Raw genomic sequence first — 23307 nt, forward strand, 5'->3', positions numbered from 1 at the left:
ATTGAATGGATGAACAGTGGATGATAATACGGAATAGCTGAAAGGTTGGATGTTAGAAAGGGCTTACTTGATCTGAAAAAATGTGAACCAAATTATCGGTTCTTTTCTATTTCAATATCACCGTGAGCTTCTTTAATAGGCAAGCCGAAAAAAGTTACTTTGTTATTGAAAACAGAAATTCTCAAAGCATCTCTCGCACATCCTTGTGAACAGAATTCTGAAGAAAGTTTAAAATCTAACGCTATCTCATTTTTATCTCTTCCATCAGGATAGAAATACAATTTAAGATTCTTTCCAACTTCAAGATTGGGAGTAGTAGTAGATACTGAACCAAACTTATTAATCTGGTCATTAGAATCATATTTATTATTCAAGTACCATGAACCCATGCTCTTTATCCAAATTTCAGCTCTTTCACCCACTGTTGCATCTTCTCTTAATTCAACCATAAGATTCAATCTTATTGACTCGTTTGTTTGAGTAAATGTTGTTCTCTTTTCAGGGAGTTCATTATTAGCAGCCTGAATTTTTGGATCTTGGGATTCAGTATTATCACTTTGAAATTTTGATACACCCCAAAACAAAAGTATCAGACCCAATACGACTAAGTAAGCATTTCTCCTTCGATCTTTAAAAACTCTTTCACTTCTCATAATTGCACGATTTATATGATGGTTTTATAAGATAAACAAGTTAATTAAATATGGATAAGTATATGTAAAATAGATCATTGTCGTTGTAACAATCTGCTCTGGGTGTGAGTTGAGTTAAAAGAAAGCATTTACTACTTCCCGATACAAAACCGGGAGAAAATAGAATCCAGCACATCTTCATTGGTGATTTCTCCGGTAATGGTTCCAAGTTCTTTCAAAGCTGCTCTTAAATCTATGGACAAAAAGTCGCCGGTCATGCCCTGATCCAAAGCTCGCAAAGCTGATTGAACATGATCCTTCGTTTTTTGGAGGGCATCGCGGTGGCGGGTAGAGGTGACCAACAGGCTGGAGGCATCGTAATGCTTGTTCTCCAACGCGCGGTCTTTAAGCAGCTGCTTCAGCTCTTTGATTCGTTCGTCCTCAAGGGCCGAAATCTTTAAATCAAATTCGGTGCGCCATTCCTGCTCTGCTTCAATATCTGCTTTGGTACCAATGAGGATAAAGGGAGTATCTTTTGCCCGCGATTGAAAATCCGCAATTTCCTTCCGCTCAGTTTCTGAGAAAGGTTGAGATAAATCTTTCAGGTAAATCACTAAATCAGCCTGTTCAAAAGCCTTTTGAGACCGTTTCACCCCTTCTGCCTCCACAATGTCTTCGGTTTCCCGGAGTCCGGCGGTGTCAATAAGCTTGAATAGTAATCCGTCGTAACTCCAGTCGGCATCGATGGTGTCGCGGGTGGTTCCGGCTATTTCGGTTACAATCGCGCGGTCACTTCCCACCAGGGTATTCAGTAAGGTGGACTTCCCGGCATTGGGCCGGCCAATGAGTACTGTTCTAACCCCGTCTTTCACCAATCGACCGGTTTCATAGGTCTCAAGCAGTTCTGTGATTTCGGCATCCAACTCCTCCAGTAGCTTTTGAAGCTGTTCCTTGTTGGCAAACTCTACATCCTCCTCTATAAAGTCGAGCTCGAGTTCCACCATGGCGGTGGCATCAATAATTTGCTGCCGGAAACTTTTGATATGTTCGCCCAAGCGCCCTTCCAGCTGCTGGTGGGCGGCATCCACCGCTTTCGAGCTTTTGGCATGAATGAGGTCGGCAACGGCTTCGGCCTGATCCAGATCCAGTTTGCCATTCAGAAAAGCGCGTTGGGTAAATTCTCCGGGCTCGGCCGACTTCACCCCGAGAGCTAAAATGGTTTCGAGTACCGACTGCGTAACCAACACACCGCCGTGGCAGGATATTTCTACCGTCTCCTCACCGGTGTATGATTTTGGGGAATGAAACAGAGTCACCAGTACCTCATCCACAGGCAGTCCTTTACTGTTCATGATCTTCCCGAAATGAACGGTGTGGGAGTCCGGTTTTGTTAGGTCTTTGCCTTTAAAAGCCTTATTTACCAATGCAATAGCATCTTTGCCGGAAACCCGGATGACAGCAATTCCGCCTTCTCCAACCGGTGTAGCTATAGCAGCTATTGGTGTTTTTTCTGTAATTTCATTCATATTTAAAGATATTCATCTGAACAAAAATAATTCTATGAAATATACACATCTCATCACAGCCTTTTGTTTTGTTCTCATTTCTAATCACGCAATTGCCCAGGAAAATTACACCCCCGACAGGCCGGGTATTGGCAATGGCTCTTATGTGGTAGAAGCCGGTATTTTTGGCCTGGAAACGGGCGTTCAGCTTTCAACGGGGAATGCCGTTAATCAGTTTGATATCGGGCAAATGCTGTTGCGCTTTGGGGTGATGGAGAACCTTGAACTTAGAGCCCTGCTGAATTCCTATTCCACCCAATACTTCGACCAGACCGATGCCGTCAATTCAGGTTTTCAGGATTTAGGCCTCGCTGCGAAGTATAAGTTATATGAGACTGAGGATGGACAGACGAGGATTTCAACCATCGGTAAAATCAGCGTGCCGGTGGGGGCGTCTGCATTTACGAATGATGAAATAGTACCCACCTTGTTTTTGGTGGGCGACCAATCCTTAACAAATAATCTGAGTCTTTCATCGAACCTGGGTTATACTTTTGGGGTTGGAGACCTCAGCGATAATTGGTTGTTTACATTGACCCCGGGATTTAGCTTCCCAAATCAACAAAACTTAAGTGCATATGCGGGTTATGCCGGAATCTATGACGGGAATAATGTCAACTTACATTATGCAGAAGCCGGGTTGGCGCTTGTGGTAAATGATGGAGCCCAGCTGGACCTAAACGCCGGCTATGAGCTTGAACAGGAGTCGTTTTTTATCGGGATTGGTTTTGCCCAGGGCTTTGCCACCGCTCGTAACTAATTAACAACCGGTATCGGAATGGAGCAATTTGTATTAGCATTGGATCAGGGCACCACCAGTTCAAGGGCTATGCTTTTTAACAAGAAAGGAGAGATTGTTTCCGTAGCCCAAAAAGAATTCAGGCAGATTTATCCTGAACCGGGCTGGGTTGAGCATGATGCTTTGGAAATTTGGTCAACACAGGCGGGCGTGGCAGCTGAAGCGGTTGCTTCAGCGGGAGTGAATGGAAAAGCTATAGCCGGAATCGGGATTACCAATCAGCGGGAAACGACGGTGGTTTGGGACCGTGAAAGCGGAAAGCCGATCTACAATGCGATTGTGTGGCAAGACCGCCGGACCTCCGATTACTGCGACAGCCTGGTCGAAGCCGGCCACGCAGATATGATACAGAAGAAAACCGGCCTGATCGTCGATTCCTATTTCTCAGCCACCAAAATAAAGTGGATACTTGACCATGTTGAAGGAGCCCGCGATAAAGCAGAACGTGGAGAACTCGCATTCGGAACCATCGACACCTGGCTGATTTGGAAATTTACCCAGGGAGCTTTGCATATCACCGATGTCAGCAATGCTTCCAGAACCATGCTGTTCAATATTCATTCCATGCAGTGGGATGAAGAATTGCTGGAACTCATGAACATCCCCAAAAACATGCTGCCGGAAGTGAGGGAATCGAGTGAAGTGTATGGGGAGACTAAAGCCAGTCTATTTTCAAGCACTATTCCGATAGCCGGCATAGCGGGGGATCAGCAAGCGGCTCTGTTCGGGCAAATGTGTACAGAACCAGGAATGGTCAAAAATACCTATGGAACGGGTTGTTTTATGCTCATGAACGTGGGAGAAGAACCGGTGAAGTCCGAGAATAACCTGCTTACCACCATAGCCTGGAAAGTGAATGGGGAAATTAATTATGCGCTGGAAGGCTCGGTATTTATTGGCGGAGCAGTAGTGCAATGGTTGCGGGATGAGCTGGGCATTATTCAGGAATCCAAAGACATTGAGTACCTGGCGAATAAAGTGGAAGATTCCGGTGGAGTATATCTGGTGCCTGCTTTTGCCGGACTTGGCGCTCCATACTGGAAACAACATGCCCGGGGTATGATGGTAGGGATGACCCGTGGCACCAACCGTTCTCATCTGGCACGGGCCGCCCAGGATGCGATCGCTTATCAGGTATTGGATTTGTTACATGCCATGAAAGCCGATTCAGGAATCGAGGTAAAGGAATTGCGGGTTGATGGAGGAGCCACCGCCAATAATACTCTGATGCAATTTCAAAGTGATCTTCTGGAAGGGGTTCCCGTTATCCGACCGGAGGTAACAGAGACAACCGCATTAGGAGCAGCATATCTTGCAGGACTGGCCGTAGGATTTTGGGAAGACATCGGAGAAATCCGTGAGCTTTGGAAGGCAGATAAAGAATTCAATCGGCAGAAAGACCCGGCTGAGGTTGAAAAATTAACCAGGGGCTGGAAGAGAGCAGTAAAAGCAGCTATTGCATGGGCCGATGATCGCTAAATAAAAAAGGCTTCCTCGATTGAAGAAGCCTTTTTGTTAAAGGAGTCGAGATTTCAGTTACCTCACATTACCCATCAATTTACGAATAGGCTTGCTGAGTAACAGCATCACAAGTCCACCACCCACTGTAGTTATCACAATGATCCAGAATAAATCCGGCAACAAAGATGGGTCGGCCGCAATGTCTTCCTGATTAAATTGTCCCGCAACCCGACCAGCAATCAGGTTTCCAAAAGCGATGGACATAAACCAAATACCCATCATTTGTCCTACTAATTTTTTTGGAGCTAACTTAGTTACAGCACTCAACCCTACCGGACTCAAGCACAATTCACCGATAGTATGGAAGAGGTAAGTCATAATCAGCCATGTTGGAAGCACCTGATTTCCTTCCACTACATAATAAGAGGCAAACATCATCACCAGAAATCCTACTCCAAGAAAAATCAATCCTAAAGCAAACTTAACGGGTGTGGAAGGTTCAAGACTGCGTTTTGCGAGCCATACCCACAGCCATCCGAAAACCGGAGCCAGTGTGATAATAAAGAATGCATTCACCGACTGAAGCCAACTTGCCGGCATAAGCCATCCAAACATCTCACGATCAGTATAGCGCTCAGCAAAAAGGTTTAAAGATGAGCCTGCCTGTTCAAAGCCCGACCAAAAGATGGCAGAAAAGACAAACAATGCAGCAATCACGCCAATCTTCTTTTTCTGGTCTGTGGTTAGTTCTTCAGCTACAAATACATAAACGAAGTAGGCGATTACAAGTCCAAATATGGTTACGCCTGAAGCATCGGCAATGGCGACAGGGTCAATGGTTATAACACCACTCATTACAAGGCCTATAAATAAAGTCAATGCAGTACCGATTATCCAGAGGGCATACTTAATACGAGAATGCCTTTTAGCCTGTTTTTCAGGATCATCGAGTTGCTCCGGCTTTGTGCCAATATCGCCAAGATAATTCTCAGTAAGTTTGTACTGAACTAATCCAAGCACCATTCCTACTCCGGCAAGGCCAAATCCATAATGCCAATTAATGCCTTCTCCTAACCATCCTGTTGCAATAGGGGCAATAAAGGCACCAATATTAATACCCATATAGAATATGGAAAACCCGGCATCTCTCCGGGCAGGTTCGTCATCGGAATATAATCCACCGACAATAGAACTGATATTGGGTTTTAGAAAACCCGTTCCAATTACAATTAAAACTAAACCGAGGTAGAACGTTTGATCTGTTGGGATGGCCATGGAAAAGTGTCCGGCTGCGATAATGATACCACCGTACCAGATAGCGTTTCTTAGCCCCATGAACTTGTCAGCTAACCAGCCACCGGGAAGAGCTAACAGGTAAACGAACATAGTATAGAGTCCATAAATAGCGGTTGCCGTTTTGTCATCGAGTCCAAGTCCGCCGGTATTTATTGCGTCAACCATAAAGAGCACAAGGATTGCACGCATGCCGTAGTAACTGAATCTTTCCCACATTTCAGTGAAAAAGAGGGTTGCGAGTCCACGAGGATGTCCGAAAAAAGAAGTTGAGTGACTGTCTTGTTCGTTTGCCATAAAATGGAAATTAGGTTAGTGTGAAAGCATAAAGTGCGTGATGATACCTAAAGAGCTACTCGGTTGCAAGAATGGATTGAATTCAATGTGATATCTAACGACTTTGGGACTCTAAATTATCTGTTAACTTTTCCAAAGTTATTAAGGAGACAAAACTCCAAACATTTTCCCTATCTAACTTTGGAAAAGTTACGATCAGGAAAAGGTAAAAAGGGAATCTAAAAAGGAAGACATGCATAAAATTAAGATCAGCAGCTTATACGAGGATATTGAACGGTCTTTAAATCAGCTGAAGAAAGATCCTTCTCCTGTATTGGATGCACGGGCGGTGGTGGATGATGCCCTCACCAAAAATGAGGCGTTTTACGGTATTAACACCGGTTTTGGAATCCTCGCCTCTAAACGAATTGGAGACGACCAACTTAAACAGCTGCAACGAAACCTGATTTTATCTCATGCGGTGGGAACCGGAGACCTGATCCCCAAAGAGGTTTCCCGGTTGATGCTTCAGCTCAAAATTCATGCGTTGGGAATAGGGTTTTCCGGAATTTCTAAAGAAACCTTTGACCGACTCATGTATTTCATTGATCATGATTTAATCCCGGTGATACCTGAGAAGGGCAGCGTGGGGGCATCGGGTGATTTAGCTCCGCTTGCTCATATGTCGCTGCCGCTGTTGGGTTTTGGTTCTTTCTGGAATGAGGATGGAACCGATACGATTCCTGCAGATCAAGTTTTGAAAAAGCATACCCTGCAACCGATTGAGCTTCAGCCCAAAGATGGACTATCCTTAATAAACGGTACGCAGTTGATGAGCGCTTATGGGGCATTTGTGCTGGAGAAAGCTCTAAAACTATTGAAAAGTGCGGATCTGTTGGGAGCCATGAGCCTGGAAGCATTGCAAGGCAGCATCAAACCTTTTGATGAGCGCATTCATGAAATTCGCCCCCATACCGGACAGCAAACCGTAGCCCGGAATGTTCGTCATTTGCTTCAGAATAGTGAGATTTTGGAATCGCACCGAAATTGTGGGAAAGTGCAGGACCCATATTCCCTTCGGTGTATTCCACAGGTTCATGGAGCCAGCCGGGATGCCATCGCTCATTGTATTTCCACGGTTCAAACCGAAATAAACTCGGTAACGGATAATCCGCTGGTTTTTCAGAACGGGGATATTATCAGCGGGGGTAATTTCCACGGACAGCCATTGGCACTGGTGTTGGATTACGCCGCTATTGCATTGGCTGAACTGGCAAGTATTTCAGAGCGGAGAACCTATTTACTGCTTGAAGGACACGATGGGTTGCCTACCCTGCTTATGGAAGAAACCGGGATAAATTCCGGCTTTATGATTCCTCAATATACATCTGCGGCGCTGGTGTCGGAGAATAAGGTACTGTGTCATCCTGCATCCGTTGACTCTATTCCGACCAGCCTCGGACAGGAAGATCATGTAAGTATGGGAAGCATCGGGGCACTGAAGTTGCTGAATGTATTCAAAAATGTAGAGCAGGTGCTGGCTATCGAGTTGTTTACGGCATCCCAGGCCCTTGATTTCCGAAAACCGCTGAAACCGGGAGCTGGCGTAGATCGTGCGCACAAATATATACGTGAGCAGATTCCGCATGCGCAGGAAGATCATTTTTTTAAGGATGAGATTAACGAAGCGGTGCAACTGCTCATGCAATCTGATTTACTGAATCCGCTTGGGCTGGAATGATGAAACTTAAAGGCTTCAGAATCGTGTAGCTCCCATGGAACTTATCATACTAATTATCGGCGCACTGTTAATGCTAATTGGTTTGGCCGGAGCTTTTCTTCCGGTCGTACCCGGACTTCCTTTCAGCTATGTGGGATTACTGATCCTGCAGTTTTTATATGCTCCTTTTTCTCTCACATTTCTACTGGTGTGGGCGGTGATCGTAATCGTAGTGGGGTTTGTGTTGGATAACGTGATCCCGGCTTGGGCAACCAAAAAATTCGGCGGATCTCCCTATGGTGTCACCGGCTCTGTAGTAGGCCTGATTGCCGGACTCTTCTTTCCTCCCATTGGTTTCGTGCTGGGACCTCTGGTTGGTGCTTTTCTTGGAGAACTTATCGCCGGAAATAAATCCGATAAAGCCTTGAAGTCGGCCTTAGGTTCATTTGTAGGATTTATGGCCGCAACCGGTTTAAAAGTGATGGCAGCCGGAGTAATGGCGTATCACTACTTTGCGAACGTATCCATTTAAAGATTAACTGGTCCACGAACGAGTAGAAAAGCTCTACTTCGAGTTCTCTTTTCTCGTAAACTGTTGTTTAAGTGCATAGCCTGCAATCAGGAAACATAGAAATCCTCCAAAGCCAAACAAGAGGCGAGCCAGAGATAGGTTGAAATCTGCACTTAATAAGGGAATTCCTCCCGAAAAACCTGGGTCAATCCCAAATAATGCTACCCAGCTGCCTACGGTTCCCATCGCTGCTACCATGATTGCAGCAAGCAGATTGTTGTAGCGCGACTTTTCTCCTAAATAAATCAGCACTCCGGTCAGAAAAAATATCAGGCCACAAATCCCGATCACCCATAAAGGAGCATTCACAGATGAATCATCTACAAGAATCACCTCAAAGGAAATAAGGATAATGCCAATTCCTGTTCCCATGAAAACCCATGAAAATGCTCTTGGCGGTTTTCTGTTTTGATCTGCCATAAGTATCTGTATTGTGGTAGCTGAATATCGCTAAAAAAAGAAAAGGCTTTCACATTTCTGTAAAAGCCTTTAATAAAGGAGATATTATGTAAGGAAATTAGTTTTCGATCGTCATTTTCTCTACTTCCAGTTCGGTGTCAGGACGCTGATTTTCATCCCCTTTCAGGTACTCATTAAACCACCGCATCGCCCGCAGGTTATAATCAAATCGGGCGGTTGCATGACGGTTACCATGTCCTTCTCCCGGATAAAGTACCAATCGAACGGGAGTATCAGTCCGTGTTTTGATGTGGCGGTAGAGCTCATAAGACTGTCCGGGATCAACCCTTGTATCTTCTTTCCCGTGCATAATCAGCAGCGGGGTTTTTGCATTGTCCACATGGTAGATTGGGCTGCGCTCAAGGTATCCCATATAATCTTCCCAGATTCGCTTACGGGCATGCACGTAATACAGCTCTTCAGGAATATCACTGGTTCCCCATTTAGACAGGTTGTTGCTGATACCAACAAACATCACTCCGGCAGCAAAACGATCGCTGTATTTGGTGCTCATCCATGCAGTGGCATAACCGCCATAGGAACCGCCGGTTACACCGACTTTAGCTTCATCCGTCACGCCTTCTGCAATCAGGTAATCAACCCCTTCTACGATGTCATCGAACTCGGCTCCGGCTAAATCGCCCTGGCTGCTCATGGCGTACTCAATCCCGCGTCCGGTACTTCCGCGATAATTGGGATAGAATACAACAAAGCCTTCTGCAGCACCCATTTGTCCGGCCATGGAGTAGGAGGTCAGCCAGCCGTTATCGTAGTGAGCTTCAGGTCCGCCATGCACCACAGTGATGGTTGGGTAACGCATTCCTTCTTCATAATCCAGCGGGTAAATAACAATTCCCTCTACTTTCATACCATCTTTGGTGGTGTAAGTAACCGCTTCTTGGTTTCCTTTTGGAACTTCGTCAAGCCAAGGGTTGCTGTTGGTTACTCTTTGGGGCTGATTATCTCCTTTCTTCATCAGGTACAATTCACCGGGATGATCCGGAGTGTTGGCGTTGAAAACATGAGTTCCGTTTCCGGCATGGGCAAATGAATTCAGAATAGCTCCGCCGGTAGGGACAATCGCTTTCATCTGGCTGCCGTCACTTTTAATGCTTCCAAATTCTGACCAAACTCCTTTGCTGGCTAAATAGTGAATGGTGTTGGCGTTCGCCCATTCTATTTGTTCGAAGCTGCCCTTGAAGTCTTCTTTAAGTAAAGTAGTTTCGCCGGTGGCAGCATCGGCAATCTTCAGTCGGCCGGCAATAGGATCGTTGATGGTGGCAGCGGCAATCATAGCCAGTTTCTTGCTGTCTGGGCTCCAGGTAATTTGCCCGAGCTTCCCTTCGTGGTCAACTTCGGCAACTACATCACGCGTTTTGTGATCAATAATTACCACTTTCTGGCTCATGTAGAAATCATCAACCAAAGGAGTAGGAGCAACGGCTACGGCAAGTTTTTGCTGGTCCGGACTCCACACGGCATCATATACAGAACCTTCAACCGGAATGCGGTGGGGCTCATGTTCTGCCATGGCAACATTTTGGATGTAGGCCCAGGTGTTCGTCAAATTCTCTTCATAAACTTCCGGGCTGTAGGGAAGCGGTGACTCGCTTTCATCTTGAGGTTCTGCAGACCTGAATACGATGTGATTACCATCAGCTGCCCAGCTGTATCCGGCAATATTTCGTTCAAAGGAATACAGCTTCTTAGACTCTCCGGATTCAGCGTTCAACTCATACAATGAATTAGTTTCATCTCCTTCTTTTTTCGCCAGGTAGGTAATATTAGTGCTACCGGGCCTGAAGGCAATGCCACTCACGTTCATGTCGGTTATTAAGGGTGAAGTCTCCCGGCTCGAAACATCCATTATGTACAGATGAGTACTGGGCAAGGCGTTTTCTTTCATGGGGTCGGCCGGTACGGAAAGCGTGTAGGCGGCAGTGCTTCCGTCAGCTGATAAGTAAACAGAGCCGACATTTTTAATTTTGGCAACTTGTGTTGGGGTGAGGCCGTTCTGGGCCAGCCCAAGCTGCATAAATCCAACCGTAAACGCCAGAATAAGCGTTGTTAGATAGCTCGATTTTCGGAATGAAGAACAAGTCATTGGTTTCCTCCTGATTATGATTGATTGAGTTGAGGGAATATACTTAATAAGCCCACTCATCTAAAGACTTAGGTGAAAATTGAGTGCAATTTGTAAAGCTGATTTTAAATGCTTAAATCCGGTCATAATTCAATTTTGGAGACCGTATGAAATACAATACATGGATTAATGTAGCATTAATAATAGCAGCCATTGGGGTTTCCGGGTGCACCGAAACAGACCCCGATAAAAAAGTAACGGTAATTTCGGGAGCAACTTTATTTGACGGAACCGGAGCTGAAGCCATTCAGAACAGTATGGTGGTAATAAGGGGAGGAGAAATCGACTGTGTGGGTAAAGATGGAGATTGCTCAGTACCGCTGGGGGCAGAAGTTATAAATGCAGAAGGGAAATACATCACTCCCGGACTTGTGGATGCACACATGCATTTTTTCCAAACCGGTTTTTTTGACAGCAGGCCAGACGCGATGGATATCACCAACGAATATCCATTTGCAGAAGTAGCGGCCTATCAGAAGCAAAACCCTCAGCGCTACTACAATTCATACCTCTGTTCAGGAATTACGGCGGTGTATGATGTAGGTGGAATGAGCTGGTCCATCGATTTGCAGGAGGCGGCGGAGAATAACCCCAAATCCCCTCATGTAGCGGCAGCAGGTCCATTGATTACTCCGGTTCCCGGCGCTCCTTTCGATCTTCCTTCAGACAAAGTATTGGTCACTCTTGATTCGGAGGAAGCAGGAGTGAAAACGGTTCAGTATTTATCTGCTTTGGGAAGTACAGGTATTAAATTCTGGACCTTTGATGAAGATAGCGATGAATATATGAAGCGTGTTAAGGCCACAGCTGATGAAATTCGGCGGCAGGGAAACCAAATGATCTCCCATGCCACAACGCTTGATCAGGCCAAAGCGGCATTGCGTAATGGTACCAAGCTGTTGGTACATAGCGTGCAGAATACGGAGGTTGATGACGAGTTCATCAAATTGGCGAAAGAAAATGGTACGTACTACAACCCAACCCTGATTGTAAGTGCCGGGTATATGCTTGCATTTCGTGCAGCAGCAGATATTGCCCCGATTCCGGTTACAGATCCCAATGGCTGTGTGGATTCTAAAACCATGGAGCTCATTACTTCAGCAAGTCAGTTTCAGAACCATCCGCGACTATCCGGAAATATGAAAAACCGGCTTCAGTCTTTTAACCCTGAAACGGACATGACCCGGGAGATGCTTTTAACGAATCTTAGGAAAGTGTATGAGGCCGGCATCCCCATTGTTGTTGGTACTGATGCGGGTAACCCGGGAACTCTCCACGGAATTTCTATTTATGATGAAATGGAATACATGCAGCAAGCCGGGATTCCGGCCAAAGACTTGATTGTGATGGCCACAAAAAACGGGGCCGAATCTATGCGTCGCGGAGATGATTTCGGAACACTTGAATCCGGGAAGCTGGCTAACCTGATTTTACTTGAAGAAAACCCCGCCGATGACATCTCGAATATGCGGTCATTAACCCACGTGATGATCAAAGGAAAGCTGATGGATGTTGGGGAAGTTCAGACGGAATAGCCTCCGAAAGTAACTTTTCCAAAGTTGTAAGGAGAAGTTGTTGTATCGATATAGTAGTTTAACTTTGGAAAGGTTAACTAAGGGCTTTAATTCGGAAAGGTTAAAAAGTTAGAGAGAACGATGATTAAGCTTGAACCAAATAGATATTATCATATTTATAATCGGGGAAACAATCGGGAAAAGCTTTTTTATACCGAGGCCAATTATAGATATTTTTTGACCAAATTTCGCCAACATTGTTTTCATGTATTAGAAACATATGCCTATTGTTTGATGGGGAATCACTTTCATGTATTAGTTAGTGTCAGGCCGGTAAATGAGCAACAAGCTTTATTTGAAGAAAGAAGCTTGAACACGCGAAAGTTGCGCTCACCATCAAAGCATATTGCGCATTTCTTTAGTTCTTATACCCAATCAATAAATAAGCAAGAAGGCCGGGTAGGGAGTTTGTTTCAAAAGAACTTTAAACGAAAAGAGATTGATCCCGAAGATTACTTTAGGCAAACAATTGTTTATATACACCTGAACCCCTTAAAACACGGATTTTCAGATGATATTAAAGCTTATCCGTATTCTTCATATCCCGTTTATCTGAACTCAGAAGAAACATTTCTAAACCGGGAAAAGACGTTAGATTTATTCGGAGGGATTAAAAACTTTTATGTTGCTCATAAAATGGGATAGCCCTCCTCTGACTAACTTATCCAAAGTTAGAAGGAGAAGTTGTTGTATTGATATAATGGTTTAACTTTGGAAAAGTTATTACGGGGCTCATACCCTAACCTTTCCAAAGTTGTTTAAGGTATAATGTAATTCCAGAATATTAGCTTAACTTTGGAAAGGTTAACTAAGGGCAGCATCTTTTGTATATCAATAATAGCAGTTCACCAAATAGTAGAACCATGAAAAGCCATCTTTCTTTACTTCTGATTATTCCCCTGTTCCTTTTTTCGTTTGACGCAATAGCTCAGGATAAGCTGTTGGGTAAAATCGACTTTCCTAATTCCGGAGCGGAAGCAGCGCAGGCTGATTTTACTGAAGGGGTGAAGTTTCTGCATAATTTTGAATACGGGGATGCCGCCCGTGCTTTCAGGCGAGCTCAGGAAAAGGACGCCGACTTTGTAATGGCTTACTATGGGGAGGCCAAGTCTCACAACCATCCTATCTGGATGCAGCAGGATCGGGTAGCGGCGATGGCCATTCTGAGCAAACTTGGAGAAACCGTTGAAGAGCGGCAGAAAAAAGCGACTACCCAAAGAGAAAAAGATTTATTGATGTCGCTGGAAGTGCTTTATGGTAATACCGAGGAAGCAAAAAACCTCTCCAAGGAAGAGCGTGATGATTTGTACATGGAATTCATGAAGGAACTACATGAGAAATATCCCGATGATCATGAGATTACTGCATTTTACGGGTTGTCGATTTTGGGAACCGCACATGAAGGGCGCGATTTTGCCATTTACATGGAAGCCGCCGCTGAGCTGTTTGACGTATGGAACGCTAATAAGGAACATCCCGGTGCCGCTCATTATCTCATTCATTCTTTTGACGATCCTGTTCATGCTCCGCTTGGCTTACCGATGGCAAAGGCCTACTCCGAGATTGCTCCTGCAGCCGCACATGCCCAACATATGACCTCACACATTTTCCTTGCTTTGGGAATGTGGGAAGAAACCATTGATGCAAATATCGTGGCGAGAGATGTTCAGCAAACTCGCCAAAAAGAACTCGGGGAAAACTTAACCGTTTGCGGTCATTATACCTGGTGGTTACAATATGGATACCTTCAAACCGGAGAAGAAGAAAAAGCCCGTCAGGTTCTGTTAAAATGCTACGACCGAATTCAAAAAGAACCGACAGGTGGAGAAAAATGGCACTTTTCTGTGATGCGCGGTCACTTTATTGTTGATAGTGAAAGCTGGGTGGAGGTCGCGGAATGGACGGCAGATTATGATGAAGGAAACAGAGCCGGTCAAAACTATTTCTTCACATCTGCGCTGGCAGCTATAAAAATGGGTAATCTTGAAAAAGCACATCAAAACCTGGATAAATTAAAGGAAGTACCTGAAAGTCCGGATCGAAATATTCAGATGAATCAGATAAAGAGTTTACTGCTGATTGAAGAAGGAAAGAATGAGCAGGGACTTCAATTGTTGAAAGAAACGGCTGTGGCCGAGTCTGAATTACCCATCGACTTTGGCCCGCCAACTATTGTAAAGCCATCCTATGAGTTATTAGGTGATGTGTTGCTGGACATGAATAAATACGAAGAAGCCATTGCCGCTTACGAAAAACAATTGGAGCGTACACCTAAACGTAGGAGGTCGGTGCTCGGCAAGGAGAAGGCTAAGGGGCTGGCTTCGCGATAAATCTACGCAAAACACCTTTCTAACTTGAAATTTTGCCGCATTATTATACCTTAGAGTAAGGGTTAACAAATGGAGTGCGGTATGAAAAAGGTTGCTTTGCTTACGTTCGTAGTAGTTTGTATAACGGCAGTGTCCGGTTATTCTCAGACTGAAGAAGGGGCTTATCTAAACATAGACTACCTGAAAGTTGAGACGGAGAAACTGGCCGAGTTCGAGAAATTCGTTAAGTCAAAGTGGATGCCTATTTTAGATTCAGAAGTGTCATCCGGAGATTTGACCGCTTGTTATTTTTATAAGGTTGTCTATCCTGGTGGAAGCCTGAGTAAATACAATTATGTTTTGGTTCGTACCTATCAGGATCTGGATGCTATTATGGCTAAAGGAGAGAGGTTTAATGAATTACTTTCAGCCGGAGGAAATAAAGTATTGTCAGAGTCACTGGTTCTGGCTGATTTTCAGTATTCTGAACTTTGGAGAACGGAGGCAGGCGTGATGAATATCATGGACGCCGCACCCGGCAGATATGCCGTTGTAAACTTTATGCGGGTGAAGCCCGGGATGGAAAATCAGTATCTCGCGCTCGAAAATGATATTGCCCGACCGTTACATGAAGAGCGAATTAATCAGGACAAGATGCATAACTGGCGAACCTATTCGTTAATGAAGCCCGGCGGAGCTAATTATGAGTTTAATTTTATTACGGCTGATTTTTACGATAAAGTCAGCAATATAGAATATGGTTTCACCAACGAGATTATGCAAAGTGTGATGCCACGTGCTAATTTCACCGAGACAATGAATGCTATCATCAACACCCGTGAAATCATGAATAGTGAACTGTGGAAGTTAATATCTTATCAGGAAAAGTAGGGAACTGCGGTACATGACGGACTCCGAAAAGGCGAAGCTCAAAGAAATCATCAGCTCAAGAATAGAAGAAACAAAAGAAGAGATCACTGAGCTTCAGGAGCTGGTGAAACCCATTCCATTGGACGCCTCCATCGGCAGGGTTTCGAGGATGGATGCCATTAATAATAAGACCATAAATGAGTCGTCGCTGAGAGAGAAAACCCAACAGCTCAAAAAGCTGGAACGTGCTAAAGAGAATGCAGAAGCCGATAATTTTGGCCTTTGTTCGCGATGTGGAGAGGAAATTCCATTCGGCCGTTTAGAGTACATGCCTCATACTACCCGATGCGTGAAGTGTGTAGGTTAGCCGTTCGGCTTTCTTACAATTTTTGAGAGATACTATTGCTAAATATTAGCCGGTTAAGTAACATCGGCAGCTTTGAAAAATGTAATTCTATATCTCATACCGGCCCTGATCTGGGGCTCCACCTGGTTTGCCATCACCTTTCAGGTTGGGGAGGTTGACCCTATTGTTTCGGTAAGCTACCGGTTTTTGTTGGCCGGATTGATACTGCTGGGATATGCTATAATCAGGAGATTAAATCTTCGCTACAGCCTGTCCGAACATAAGTTCATATTTCTTCAGGGTGTGTTCTTGTTTGGGTTTAACTACTGGATGGTATATCTCGCTGAGCAGACACTTACAAGTGGATTGGTGGCTCTTGTTTTTTCTACTATGCTGTTCATGAATATTTTCAACAGTCGTATTTTTCTGAAGAATGTTATCCCCTGGAAGGTGTATGGCGGGGCAGTTCTTGGGTTAACGGGTATCGTGATGATTTTCTACCGTGACCTGCTGAGCTTTTCTTTCTCTGATGCTGCTTCCATTGCGCTGTTGCAAGCGGTTGGTGCAGCATACATTGCATCTTTGGGTAATATCATTTCGGCAAGGAATCAGTCAGCCGGTTTGCCCGTAATCCAAACTAATGCTATAGGGATGACTTATGGCGCAATTGCAATGGCTGTGGTCGCTTTGTTGGCTGGATATGAATTTTCATACAGTGTAGCGTTCTCCTATAGTCTTTCCCTGCTGTACTTGGGCGTGTTTGGGTCCGTTTTTGCATTCGGGGCTTACCTGAGTTTAATAGGTCGAATTGGCGCCAGCCGGGCGGGATATGTTCAGCTGGTAGTTCCCATCATCGCCCTCATATTATCCACCATATTTGAAAACTATAGCTGGACGATAACAGCCATGGTGGGGGTGGCTTTCATTATCTCCGGTAACTTTATTGTACTGGAACGTGGTAAAACAAAGCAGGCGCCTCTTTCACAAAGAACTTGAGTCTCTTTTGTTAAATATTGTGACAATGGTAATGCCTGAGATTACCGCGTTGATCTATTCAAAGGGATGTAAACAGTATTATTGGTAACTTCACACAAAATTTATATTTGGTAGGTAGATTTTAGATACAATTTTAGTAATGCATTTAGTTTTAAGATAAAAAGGTATTAAAACCTACTAACTAACCTTCAAAACCATGTTTAAGAAAACGTTTAATCCCGTACTGCTCTTCACAATAATTGGATTTTTAGCTTTTGCCTGTACGAATAAGAATCAACAATCCAGCTCAAGTAATGTGTCTTCAAATACTCTTGGGCAGGCCGGAGTTGTTGATGAAGTGTCTGAGCCTAATATTCTTCAAATTGCCCAAAGCTCTGAAGACCATACAACCTTGGCAGCAGCTATTGAGGCAGCAGGAATTCAAAAAGTATTGGTTAATGCCGGCCCTCTTACAGTTTTTGCCCCTGTAAATGAAGCCTTTGATGCTCTTCCTGAAGGTACAGTGGAAGAACTGCTAAAGCCTGAAAACAAGAAAAAATTAGCTAACATTCTAACCTCACATGCCTCGCCTTCTTCTTTGAAAATGAGTCAGTTAACCGATGGGTTTCAAATTTACCTTGCCACGGGCCAATATGTACAGGTAGAAAAGAAGGATGGGGAAACCTATGTAAACGGGGCTAAAATCTTAGGTACCGTAAGTGCTACCAATGGAATTATTCACGTAGTTGACAAGGTCTTTTTATTCTAAACAAGTTCACCATGATTGATATGCTGAATCCGGTAAAGCGGGTTCGGCATTTTTTATGTGGTTCTGTCTAACAACAAAAGGAGAACCTTAAGGGCCCGATTCCCAAGTAAAAGAAGAGAATCGATATTGTGCGTTTGAACATTGATGTTCAGACATTATATTGAGCGCAATCATATCATCTGCAAAAAAACCTGATCTAATGGATGCTAACGCTACTGCAACGGCTCAAAAAAATGTATGGCGGGAACTGAGAACGAACATCTTTGAAACGGAAGTCTGGCTTCGGGCGGCCATAAAGGAGTTCCTGGATGAATTCGATTTAACACCGCAGCAGCTTTCAATACTCAGAATATTGAAGGCAGCCAATAACGAACCGATGTCCACCAAGCAAATCCAGGAGGAAATGATGGACAAAAGCTCGGATACTTCCCGCCTTGTGGACAGGCTTATAAAAAAAGACCTCGTTCGAAAAAGAAAGGATCCTAATGACGGTCGCTTGATTCAGGTGTTCATCAAATACGAAGGCCTTCGTTTATTGGCACAGATCGAAGATCGTATTCATACCCTCGATGAAAAGTTCACGCTGCTTTCCGAAGAAGAAGCCGAGCAGCTGAACTGGCTGCTCGAAAAAGCGCGTTCTTGAATTTAACCCCTCTATCCTGTACTATCGGTCAATTATTTTAAAATTCAGGCGGAGGAATGTATTAGATGAATAATGCGATAAACTGGTTCGAGATACCGGCCAACGATATTGGCCGGGCAAAAAAATTCTACGAAACAATCTTTGAGTTTGAAATGCCGGAACTTGACATAGGAGATGGTTTACGTATGGCACTTTTCCCGGCTACTACCGGAACTGTGGGTGGCACTATCATTGAGAATAAGGAATGGTACTTTCCGAGTGAAAGTCACGGCCCGCTTTTATACCTGAATGCCAATCCCAATTTACAACACATTCTTGACCGGGTGGAAGAGGCCGGGGGGAAAGTCATGATCCCAAAAAGACTTATCACCGAAGATAATGGCTATATGGCCGTGATACTGGATAGCGAAGGAAACCGAATAGCGCTCCATTCCAACGAATAACACCTACCGGTAGAACTCTTTATTCTTAAGCTGAACCGAGGCCGCGTAATAAGCCGCGCCCACAATACTTGCATTATTAAGCAGGCTGGCAGCCTTAAACTTGGTCTTTATTTTGATGTAAGGAAAGGTTTTATCAGCTTTTTTGGAAAGCTGCCCGCCAAGGATGAAAAGATCGGGATGAAAAAGCCGCTCATACTGCTCTAATACCAGCTGTAGGCGTTTGCCCCAGGTTTTCTTTCGGATTCCTTCTTCTTTCCGGACCCGGTTCGAGGCTCTTTCTTCAATGCTAATTCCCTTTATTTCAACCTGACCTAATTCAGTGTTGGGAACCAACGTGCCATCCACAAAAATGGATGAGCCAATTCCGGTGCCCACCGTCAATACAATTACGGTTCCGCGCTGTTCTTTGCCAACGCCAAATTTCATTTCCGCTAAGCCAACAGCATCTGTATCGTTAATTACGCTGACATTGCAGCCGGTGATTTCAGTAAACAGGTGGTCGGCATCGGCATCCACCCAGCCTTGATCCATCCGGGTTGTGGAGAGTACGATTCCTTTGCTGGTCGCTGCCGGGAAGGCGCATCCGATCGGGCCATCCCAGTCAAACTTCTTAACCACCTTGTGCAGTTTTGAGATGAGCTTATGCGGGCGGGTATCATCAATTTTGTCGGTTGTTCGTTTCTTGGATACAATCTCTCCTTTGTCTGTATCCACGATGGCACCTTTGATGCCGTAACTTCCAATATCGATCCCTAAAACTTCCACAAATCCGGTGTTTAATTAGTTCGGGACAAACATAGCGAAAAAATGTTTAGGTACATAGCAGGGACGCAAAATCTTGTGACCTGCTATGTGCCTGTGAAAAAGGTGAATGAATTACTTCTCGACTACTACCCAGCCTTCTTCATCTACCATCCGTTTGGCGTATTTCCATTTGATCTCTTTGGTTTCGCCGCTGCTCATATTCTGGACGGTTACATAATCATTTCGTCCGGGTTCATCAGCAACTTCAACCGGCTGACGTTTTGCATTTCCACCCTGTGGTTTCTGCCCTCCATTTTGCTGAGGCTGAGCCGGCGCCTTGAGTCCCATACCGGTAGAGTCGGCGTGCTGGGTTTCCATCGAGGAAGTGTCGAAACGTGATTTCTGCTTCTGAGCTTTCTCAAGTTTGGAATCCTCGGCCTGCACTTCTGGTACTGCCTTCCATATCAATGAAATAGCTTCCTGGTTGATGTCGTCAAGTAACATCTTAAACATGTCAAATGCTTCACGTTTGTATTCCAGCAACGGATCTTTCTGAGCAAACGAACGCAATCCGATACCTTCTTTAACGGAATCCAGCTCGCGCAGGTGTTCCATCCATTTTTGATCGATAATGGAAAGGATGGCACTTTTCTCCAGAGATCGTGCAACTTCACGTCCTTCATTTTCAAGAGCTGATTCTACATCCACCACAATGCGCATGCGGCGAATTCCGTCGGTGAAAATAACCTGAACTTTATCGGGACGATTTTCCGGATTGGCTTCCGTAATTCGCTTCATTACCTCATAAAGCGGTTTGGCCATTCGTTCTTCTTTCTTACGATAAGCAGCAATAGCTTTGTCGATAATGTGATCGGCCAGATCCCGCTCGTTCATGTTGAACCACTTCTCACGATCATAGTCCACATCTACAGCAAGGTGGCGTAAAACAGACTCATGAAGTCCGTCATAATCGCCGGCAGCTACATGTTCTTCCACCGTCGACTCGATCAGGTCATCCAGCATGTCCATGATGTCTGTTCGCAGCTGATCCCCGGAAAGAGCGTGCTTTCTTCGGGCATAAATCACGTTACGCTGATTGTTCAGTACGTCATCATATTCCAGCTGTCGTTTACGGATGCTGAAGTTATTTTGCTCTACTTTACTTTGAGCTCTCTCCAGCGACTTGGTAATCCATGGATGAGTAATAACCTCGCCTTCTTCAAAGCTGAGTTTATCCATCACATTGGCTACCCGGTCGCTCATAAACAACGCCATCAGGTCATCTTCCAGCGATACATAAAACTGTGATTCACCGGGATCACCCTGACGACCAGCACGTCCGCGAAGCTGTAAGTCAATACGGCGCGATTCGTGACGCTCGGTACCTAAAATAGCCAGTCCGCCTTTTTCCTTCACGCCCTTGGCAAGCTTGATATCGGTACCACGACCGGCCATGTTGGTAGCTACGGTTACGGCTCCGATTTCACCGGCTTGTTTTACAATTTCACTTTCCTTGGCGTGCTGTTTCGCGTTCAAAACATTATGCGGTATGCCGGCGCGTTGCAGCATACGGCTCAGCTTTTCAGATACATCAACACTGGTAGTACCCACCAATACCGGCTGACCTTTTTTATGGTACTCGCGGATTTTCTCAACCGATGCGTTAAATTTCTCCCGCTTGGTTTTAAAAACAAGATCCTCTTTGTCATCGCGGGCAATAGGCTTGTTGGTGGGGATGACAACCACATCAAGTTCATAAATCTCGTTAAACTCACCTTCTTCTGTTTCCGCAGTACCGGTCATACCGGCCAGTTTGTTATACATTCGGAAATAATTCTGAAGGGTAATGGTAGCATAGGTCTGTGTGGAAGCCTCAACTTTTACTTCCTCTTTAGCCTCAATCGCCTGGTGCAAGCCATCGGAATATCGACGTCCGGAAAGTACACGTCCGGTGTGCTCATCCACGATGTTTACCTTGCCATCCTGAACGATGTATTCCTCTTCCCGTTCAAAGTTAGTGTAAGCCTTTAGCAGCTGATTTACGGTGTGGATACGGTCTCCGCGCTCAGCAAATAACCGGTGCAGATCGTTGAACTTGCGCTCTCGTTCCTGCCGGACTTCCTGCTTGGCCTCTGCTATTTTCTTCTCTTTATACTCTTCACTGAAGTCGTCATTTTTTTTGATTTCATTCAGCTTCTCTTCTTCGAGCTCTTCAATTTCTTTTTCGATGACGGCCGTTTCTTCCCCTAAATCCGGGATTACGAAAAAGTCTTCATCTTCTCCTTTTTTGGTGATGAACTCCCGGCCTTTTTCGGTCATTTCAATGGAATTCATCTTTGGATCCACCGCGTAAAACAAGTACTCATCCACCACAGGCATGTTTTTGGCGTTATCCTGCAGGTAGAAAGACTCGGTACTCTGAATCAGTTTCTGAATTTTAGGATCCTGCTGAAGTTTTCGCAGTTGTGAGTTTTTCGGGAAACCGCGAACGGCACGGAAGAGGGCGAGCCCGGCTTTTTCTTCATCGCCTTCATCGAGCAGCTCTTTTCCTTCTTTCACAAGATTGGCAACCAATTTCTTCTGGGCATTAACCAGCGATTCTACACGAGGCTTCATTTCCACGTATTTCCCGGACTTGTTGTCCTGCGGTACCGGACCAGAAATGATAAGTGGAGTACGGGCCTCATCAATCAGGATGGAGTCAACCTCATCAATAATGGTGTAGTGATGTTCGCGCTGAACCAACTGCTCCTGTTCAACTACCATGTTATCGCGGAGGTAGTCGAAGCCAAATTCGTTATTCGTTCCGTAGGTAATATCAGCTTTGTAGGCTTTTCGTCGCTGCTCGGTACTGGGTTGGTAGCGGTCCACACAATCCACATGCAAGCCGTGGAAATTAAAAATAGGTTCATTCCACTCGGCATCACGCATGGCCAGGTAGTTGTTCACCGTCACAACATGTACGCCTTTTCCGGCAAGGGCATTCAGGTAAGCCGGGAATATGGCGACCAGTGTTTTACCTTCACCGGTTTTCATCTCAGCAATGCGGCCCTGGTGCAGTACAATCGCACCTATTAGCTGTACATCATAGGGCACCATTTCCCAGGTAATTTCATTGCCACCCACTTTCCAGGATTTTCCGACAAATCGTCGGCAGGTATCTTTAAGCACGGCAAAGGCCTCGGGCAAAATGTCATCCATAACCTCTTCGATGATGTCCAGCTCCTGCTGTTCCAGCTCTTCCAGGTGCTCCGCCATTTCGCGGTGTTCGCCAGGCCCGATGTTCTCAATATCATCAAGCTGCTTCTTAATCTCTTTTATCTCGGCAATCGTTTCGGCCGTAGCATCTTTTATTTTTTGCTTAAACTCTTCCGTTTTGCCTTTAAGCTCATCATCGCTGAGCTGCTTCATTTGCTCTTCGTAGCTCTTGATTTCATCTACGATAGGCTGAATCTTTTTAATGTCCTTCTCACTCTTGGAACCAAAGACTTTGGTAATCACCTTACCAACTTTATCTAATATATCCATAATGGGGTACTCGTACTCTGCGAATAATTTTTAATGTGAAGGTTGAAGTTAACCTTATATAAAGGGCGGTTCAACTGTTTGCACGTTAATGATTACAAATATCCTGCCATAATTTATTTTGGCAGAACTATTCAGGTAAAACAGCCTATCTGTTCGGTGTAAGTTTGACCTCGTACCCGATGCCCCG

20 protein-coding genes are annotated in these 23307 nt (G+C 44.9%); 13 read left to right on the forward strand and 7 right to left on the reverse strand.

What is annotated here, in order from left to right; genetic code table 11:
• Positions 1 to 92: 92 nt before the first annotated feature.
• On the reverse strand, positions 93 to 653 hold the full coding sequence (locus tag NM125_RS08695; RefSeq protein WP_255134515.1) for a hypothetical protein: 561 nt from the start codon (positions 651 to 653) through the stop codon (positions 93 to 95).
• Between the two features lie 131 nt (positions 654 to 784).
• Positions 785 to 2158, reverse strand: a complete 1374-nt coding sequence (gene mnmE, locus NM125_RS08700) for a tRNA uridine-5-carboxymethylaminomethyl(34) synthesis GTPase MnmE (protein WP_255134516.1) — start codon at positions 2156 to 2158, stop codon at positions 785 to 787.
• A gap of 34 nt (positions 2159 to 2192) precedes the next feature.
• Between mnmE and NM125_RS08705 the strand changes: the two genes are divergently transcribed.
• Together NM125_RS08705 and glpK are read left to right on the forward strand one after the other, a co-directional pair.
• Positions 2193 to 2957 (forward strand): transporter, encoded by a 765-nt coding sequence (locus NM125_RS08705; protein ID WP_255134517.1) that lies wholly within the window; start codon positions 2193 to 2195, stop codon positions 2955 to 2957.
• Between the two features lie 18 nt (positions 2958 to 2975).
• Complete coding sequence (gene glpK, locus NM125_RS08710) at positions 2976 to 4475, forward strand: glycerol kinase GlpK (RefSeq protein ID WP_255134518.1); 1500 nt, start codon at positions 2976 to 2978, stop codon at positions 4473 to 4475.
• Between the two features lie 57 nt (positions 4476 to 4532).
• On the opposite strand, the gene NM125_RS08715 is transcribed toward glpK, so the two are convergent.
• Positions 4533 to 6047, reverse strand: a complete 1515-nt coding sequence (locus NM125_RS08715) for a peptide MFS transporter (protein ID WP_255134519.1) — start codon at positions 6045 to 6047, stop codon at positions 4533 to 4535.
• A 232-nt stretch (positions 6048 to 6279) separates the two neighbouring features.
• On the opposite strand from NM125_RS08715, the gene hutH reads away from it, so the two are divergent.
• Together hutH and NM125_RS08725 are read left to right on the forward strand one after the other, a co-directional pair.
• On the forward strand, positions 6280 to 7767 hold the full coding sequence (gene hutH / locus NM125_RS08720) for a histidine ammonia-lyase (RefSeq protein ID WP_255134520.1): 1488 nt from the start codon (positions 6280 to 6282) through the stop codon (positions 7765 to 7767).
• 34 nt (positions 7768 to 7801) lie between these two features.
• Positions 7802 to 8278 carry a DUF456 domain-containing protein gene (locus NM125_RS08725; protein ID WP_255134521.1) on the forward strand — a complete coding sequence of 159 codons (477 nt, stop codon included), beginning with the start codon at positions 7802 to 7804 and terminating at the stop codon, positions 8276 to 8278.
• A gap of 33 nt (positions 8279 to 8311) precedes the next feature.
• On the opposite strand, the gene NM125_RS08730 is transcribed toward NM125_RS08725, so the two are convergent.
• The gene (locus NM125_RS08730) at positions 8312 to 8737 is read right to left on the reverse strand and encodes a hypothetical protein (protein ID WP_255134522.1); all 426 of its coding nucleotides are present in this window, start codon (positions 8735 to 8737) and stop codon (positions 8312 to 8314) included.
• Positions 8738 to 8834: 97 nt separating this feature from the next.
• Positions 8835 to 10880 carry an alpha/beta hydrolase family protein gene (locus NM125_RS08735; protein WP_255134523.1) on the reverse strand — a complete coding sequence of 682 codons (2046 nt, stop codon included), beginning with the start codon at positions 10878 to 10880 and terminating at the stop codon, positions 8835 to 8837.
• Between the two features lie 146 nt (positions 10881 to 11026).
• Here NM125_RS08735 and NM125_RS08740 point away from each other — a divergent pair, with 146 nt between their 5' ends.
• The 9 genes from NM125_RS08740 (at position 11027) to NM125_RS08780 (ending at position 18848) form a co-directional block, all read left to right on the forward strand.
• Complete coding sequence (locus NM125_RS08740) at positions 11027 to 12454, forward strand: amidohydrolase family protein (RefSeq protein ID WP_255134524.1); 1428 nt, start codon at positions 11027 to 11029, stop codon at positions 12452 to 12454.
• Positions 12455 to 12574: 120 nt separating this feature from the next.
• Positions 12575 to 13138 carry a transposase gene (locus NM125_RS08745; RefSeq protein ID WP_255134525.1) on the forward strand — a complete coding sequence of 188 codons (564 nt, stop codon included), beginning with the start codon at positions 12575 to 12577 and terminating at the stop codon, positions 13136 to 13138.
• A 218-nt stretch (positions 13139 to 13356) separates the two neighbouring features.
• Positions 13357 to 14823, forward strand: coding sequence for a tetratricopeptide repeat protein (locus tag NM125_RS08750; RefSeq protein ID WP_255134526.1), 1467 nt, complete (start codon positions 13357 to 13359; stop codon positions 14821 to 14823).
• Between the two features lie 81 nt (positions 14824 to 14904).
• Positions 14905 to 15693, forward strand: coding sequence for a hypothetical protein (locus NM125_RS08755; RefSeq protein WP_255134527.1), 789 nt, complete (start codon positions 14905 to 14907; stop codon positions 15691 to 15693).
• Positions 15694 to 15706: 13 nt separating this feature from the next.
• Positions 15707 to 16039: a TraR/DksA family transcriptional regulator gene (locus NM125_RS08760; RefSeq protein ID WP_255134528.1), complete on the forward strand. Its 333-nt coding sequence runs from the start codon at positions 15707 to 15709 to the stop codon at positions 16037 to 16039.
• 72 nt (positions 16040 to 16111) lie between these two features.
• Positions 16112 to 17014 carry a DMT family transporter gene (locus NM125_RS08765; RefSeq protein ID WP_255134529.1) on the forward strand — a complete coding sequence of 301 codons (903 nt, stop codon included), beginning with the start codon at positions 16112 to 16114 and terminating at the stop codon, positions 17012 to 17014.
• A 196-nt stretch (positions 17015 to 17210) separates the two neighbouring features.
• Positions 17211 to 17762, forward strand: a complete 552-nt coding sequence (locus NM125_RS08770; RefSeq protein ID WP_255134530.1) for a fasciclin domain-containing protein — start codon at positions 17211 to 17213, stop codon at positions 17760 to 17762.
• Positions 17763 to 17961: 199 nt separating this feature from the next.
• Entirely contained in the window at positions 17962 to 18405 is a 444-nt protein-coding gene (locus NM125_RS08775) for a MarR family winged helix-turn-helix transcriptional regulator (protein WP_255134531.1), read from the forward strand.
• A gap of 65 nt (positions 18406 to 18470) precedes the next feature.
• Positions 18471 to 18848, forward strand: coding sequence for a VOC family protein (locus tag NM125_RS08780; protein ID WP_255134532.1), 378 nt, complete (start codon positions 18471 to 18473; stop codon positions 18846 to 18848).
• 3 nt (positions 18849 to 18851) lie between these two features.
• On the opposite strand, the gene ppgK is transcribed toward NM125_RS08780, so the two are convergent.
• Positions 18852 to 19613: a polyphosphate--glucose phosphotransferase gene (gene ppgK / locus NM125_RS08785; RefSeq protein WP_255134533.1), complete on the reverse strand. Its 762-nt coding sequence runs from the start codon at positions 19611 to 19613 to the stop codon at positions 18852 to 18854.
• A gap of 111 nt (positions 19614 to 19724) precedes the next feature.
• Complete coding sequence (gene secA / locus NM125_RS08790; RefSeq protein ID WP_255134534.1) at positions 19725 to 23120, reverse strand: preprotein translocase subunit SecA; 3396 nt, start codon at positions 23118 to 23120, stop codon at positions 19725 to 19727.
• Between the last annotated feature and the right edge of the window lie 187 nt (positions 23121 to 23307).

Source organism: Gracilimonas sediminicola (assembly GCF_024320785.1).
GTDB classification, from domain to species: domain Bacteria; phylum Bacteroidota; class Rhodothermia; order Balneolales; family Balneolaceae; genus Gracilimonas; species Gracilimonas sediminicola.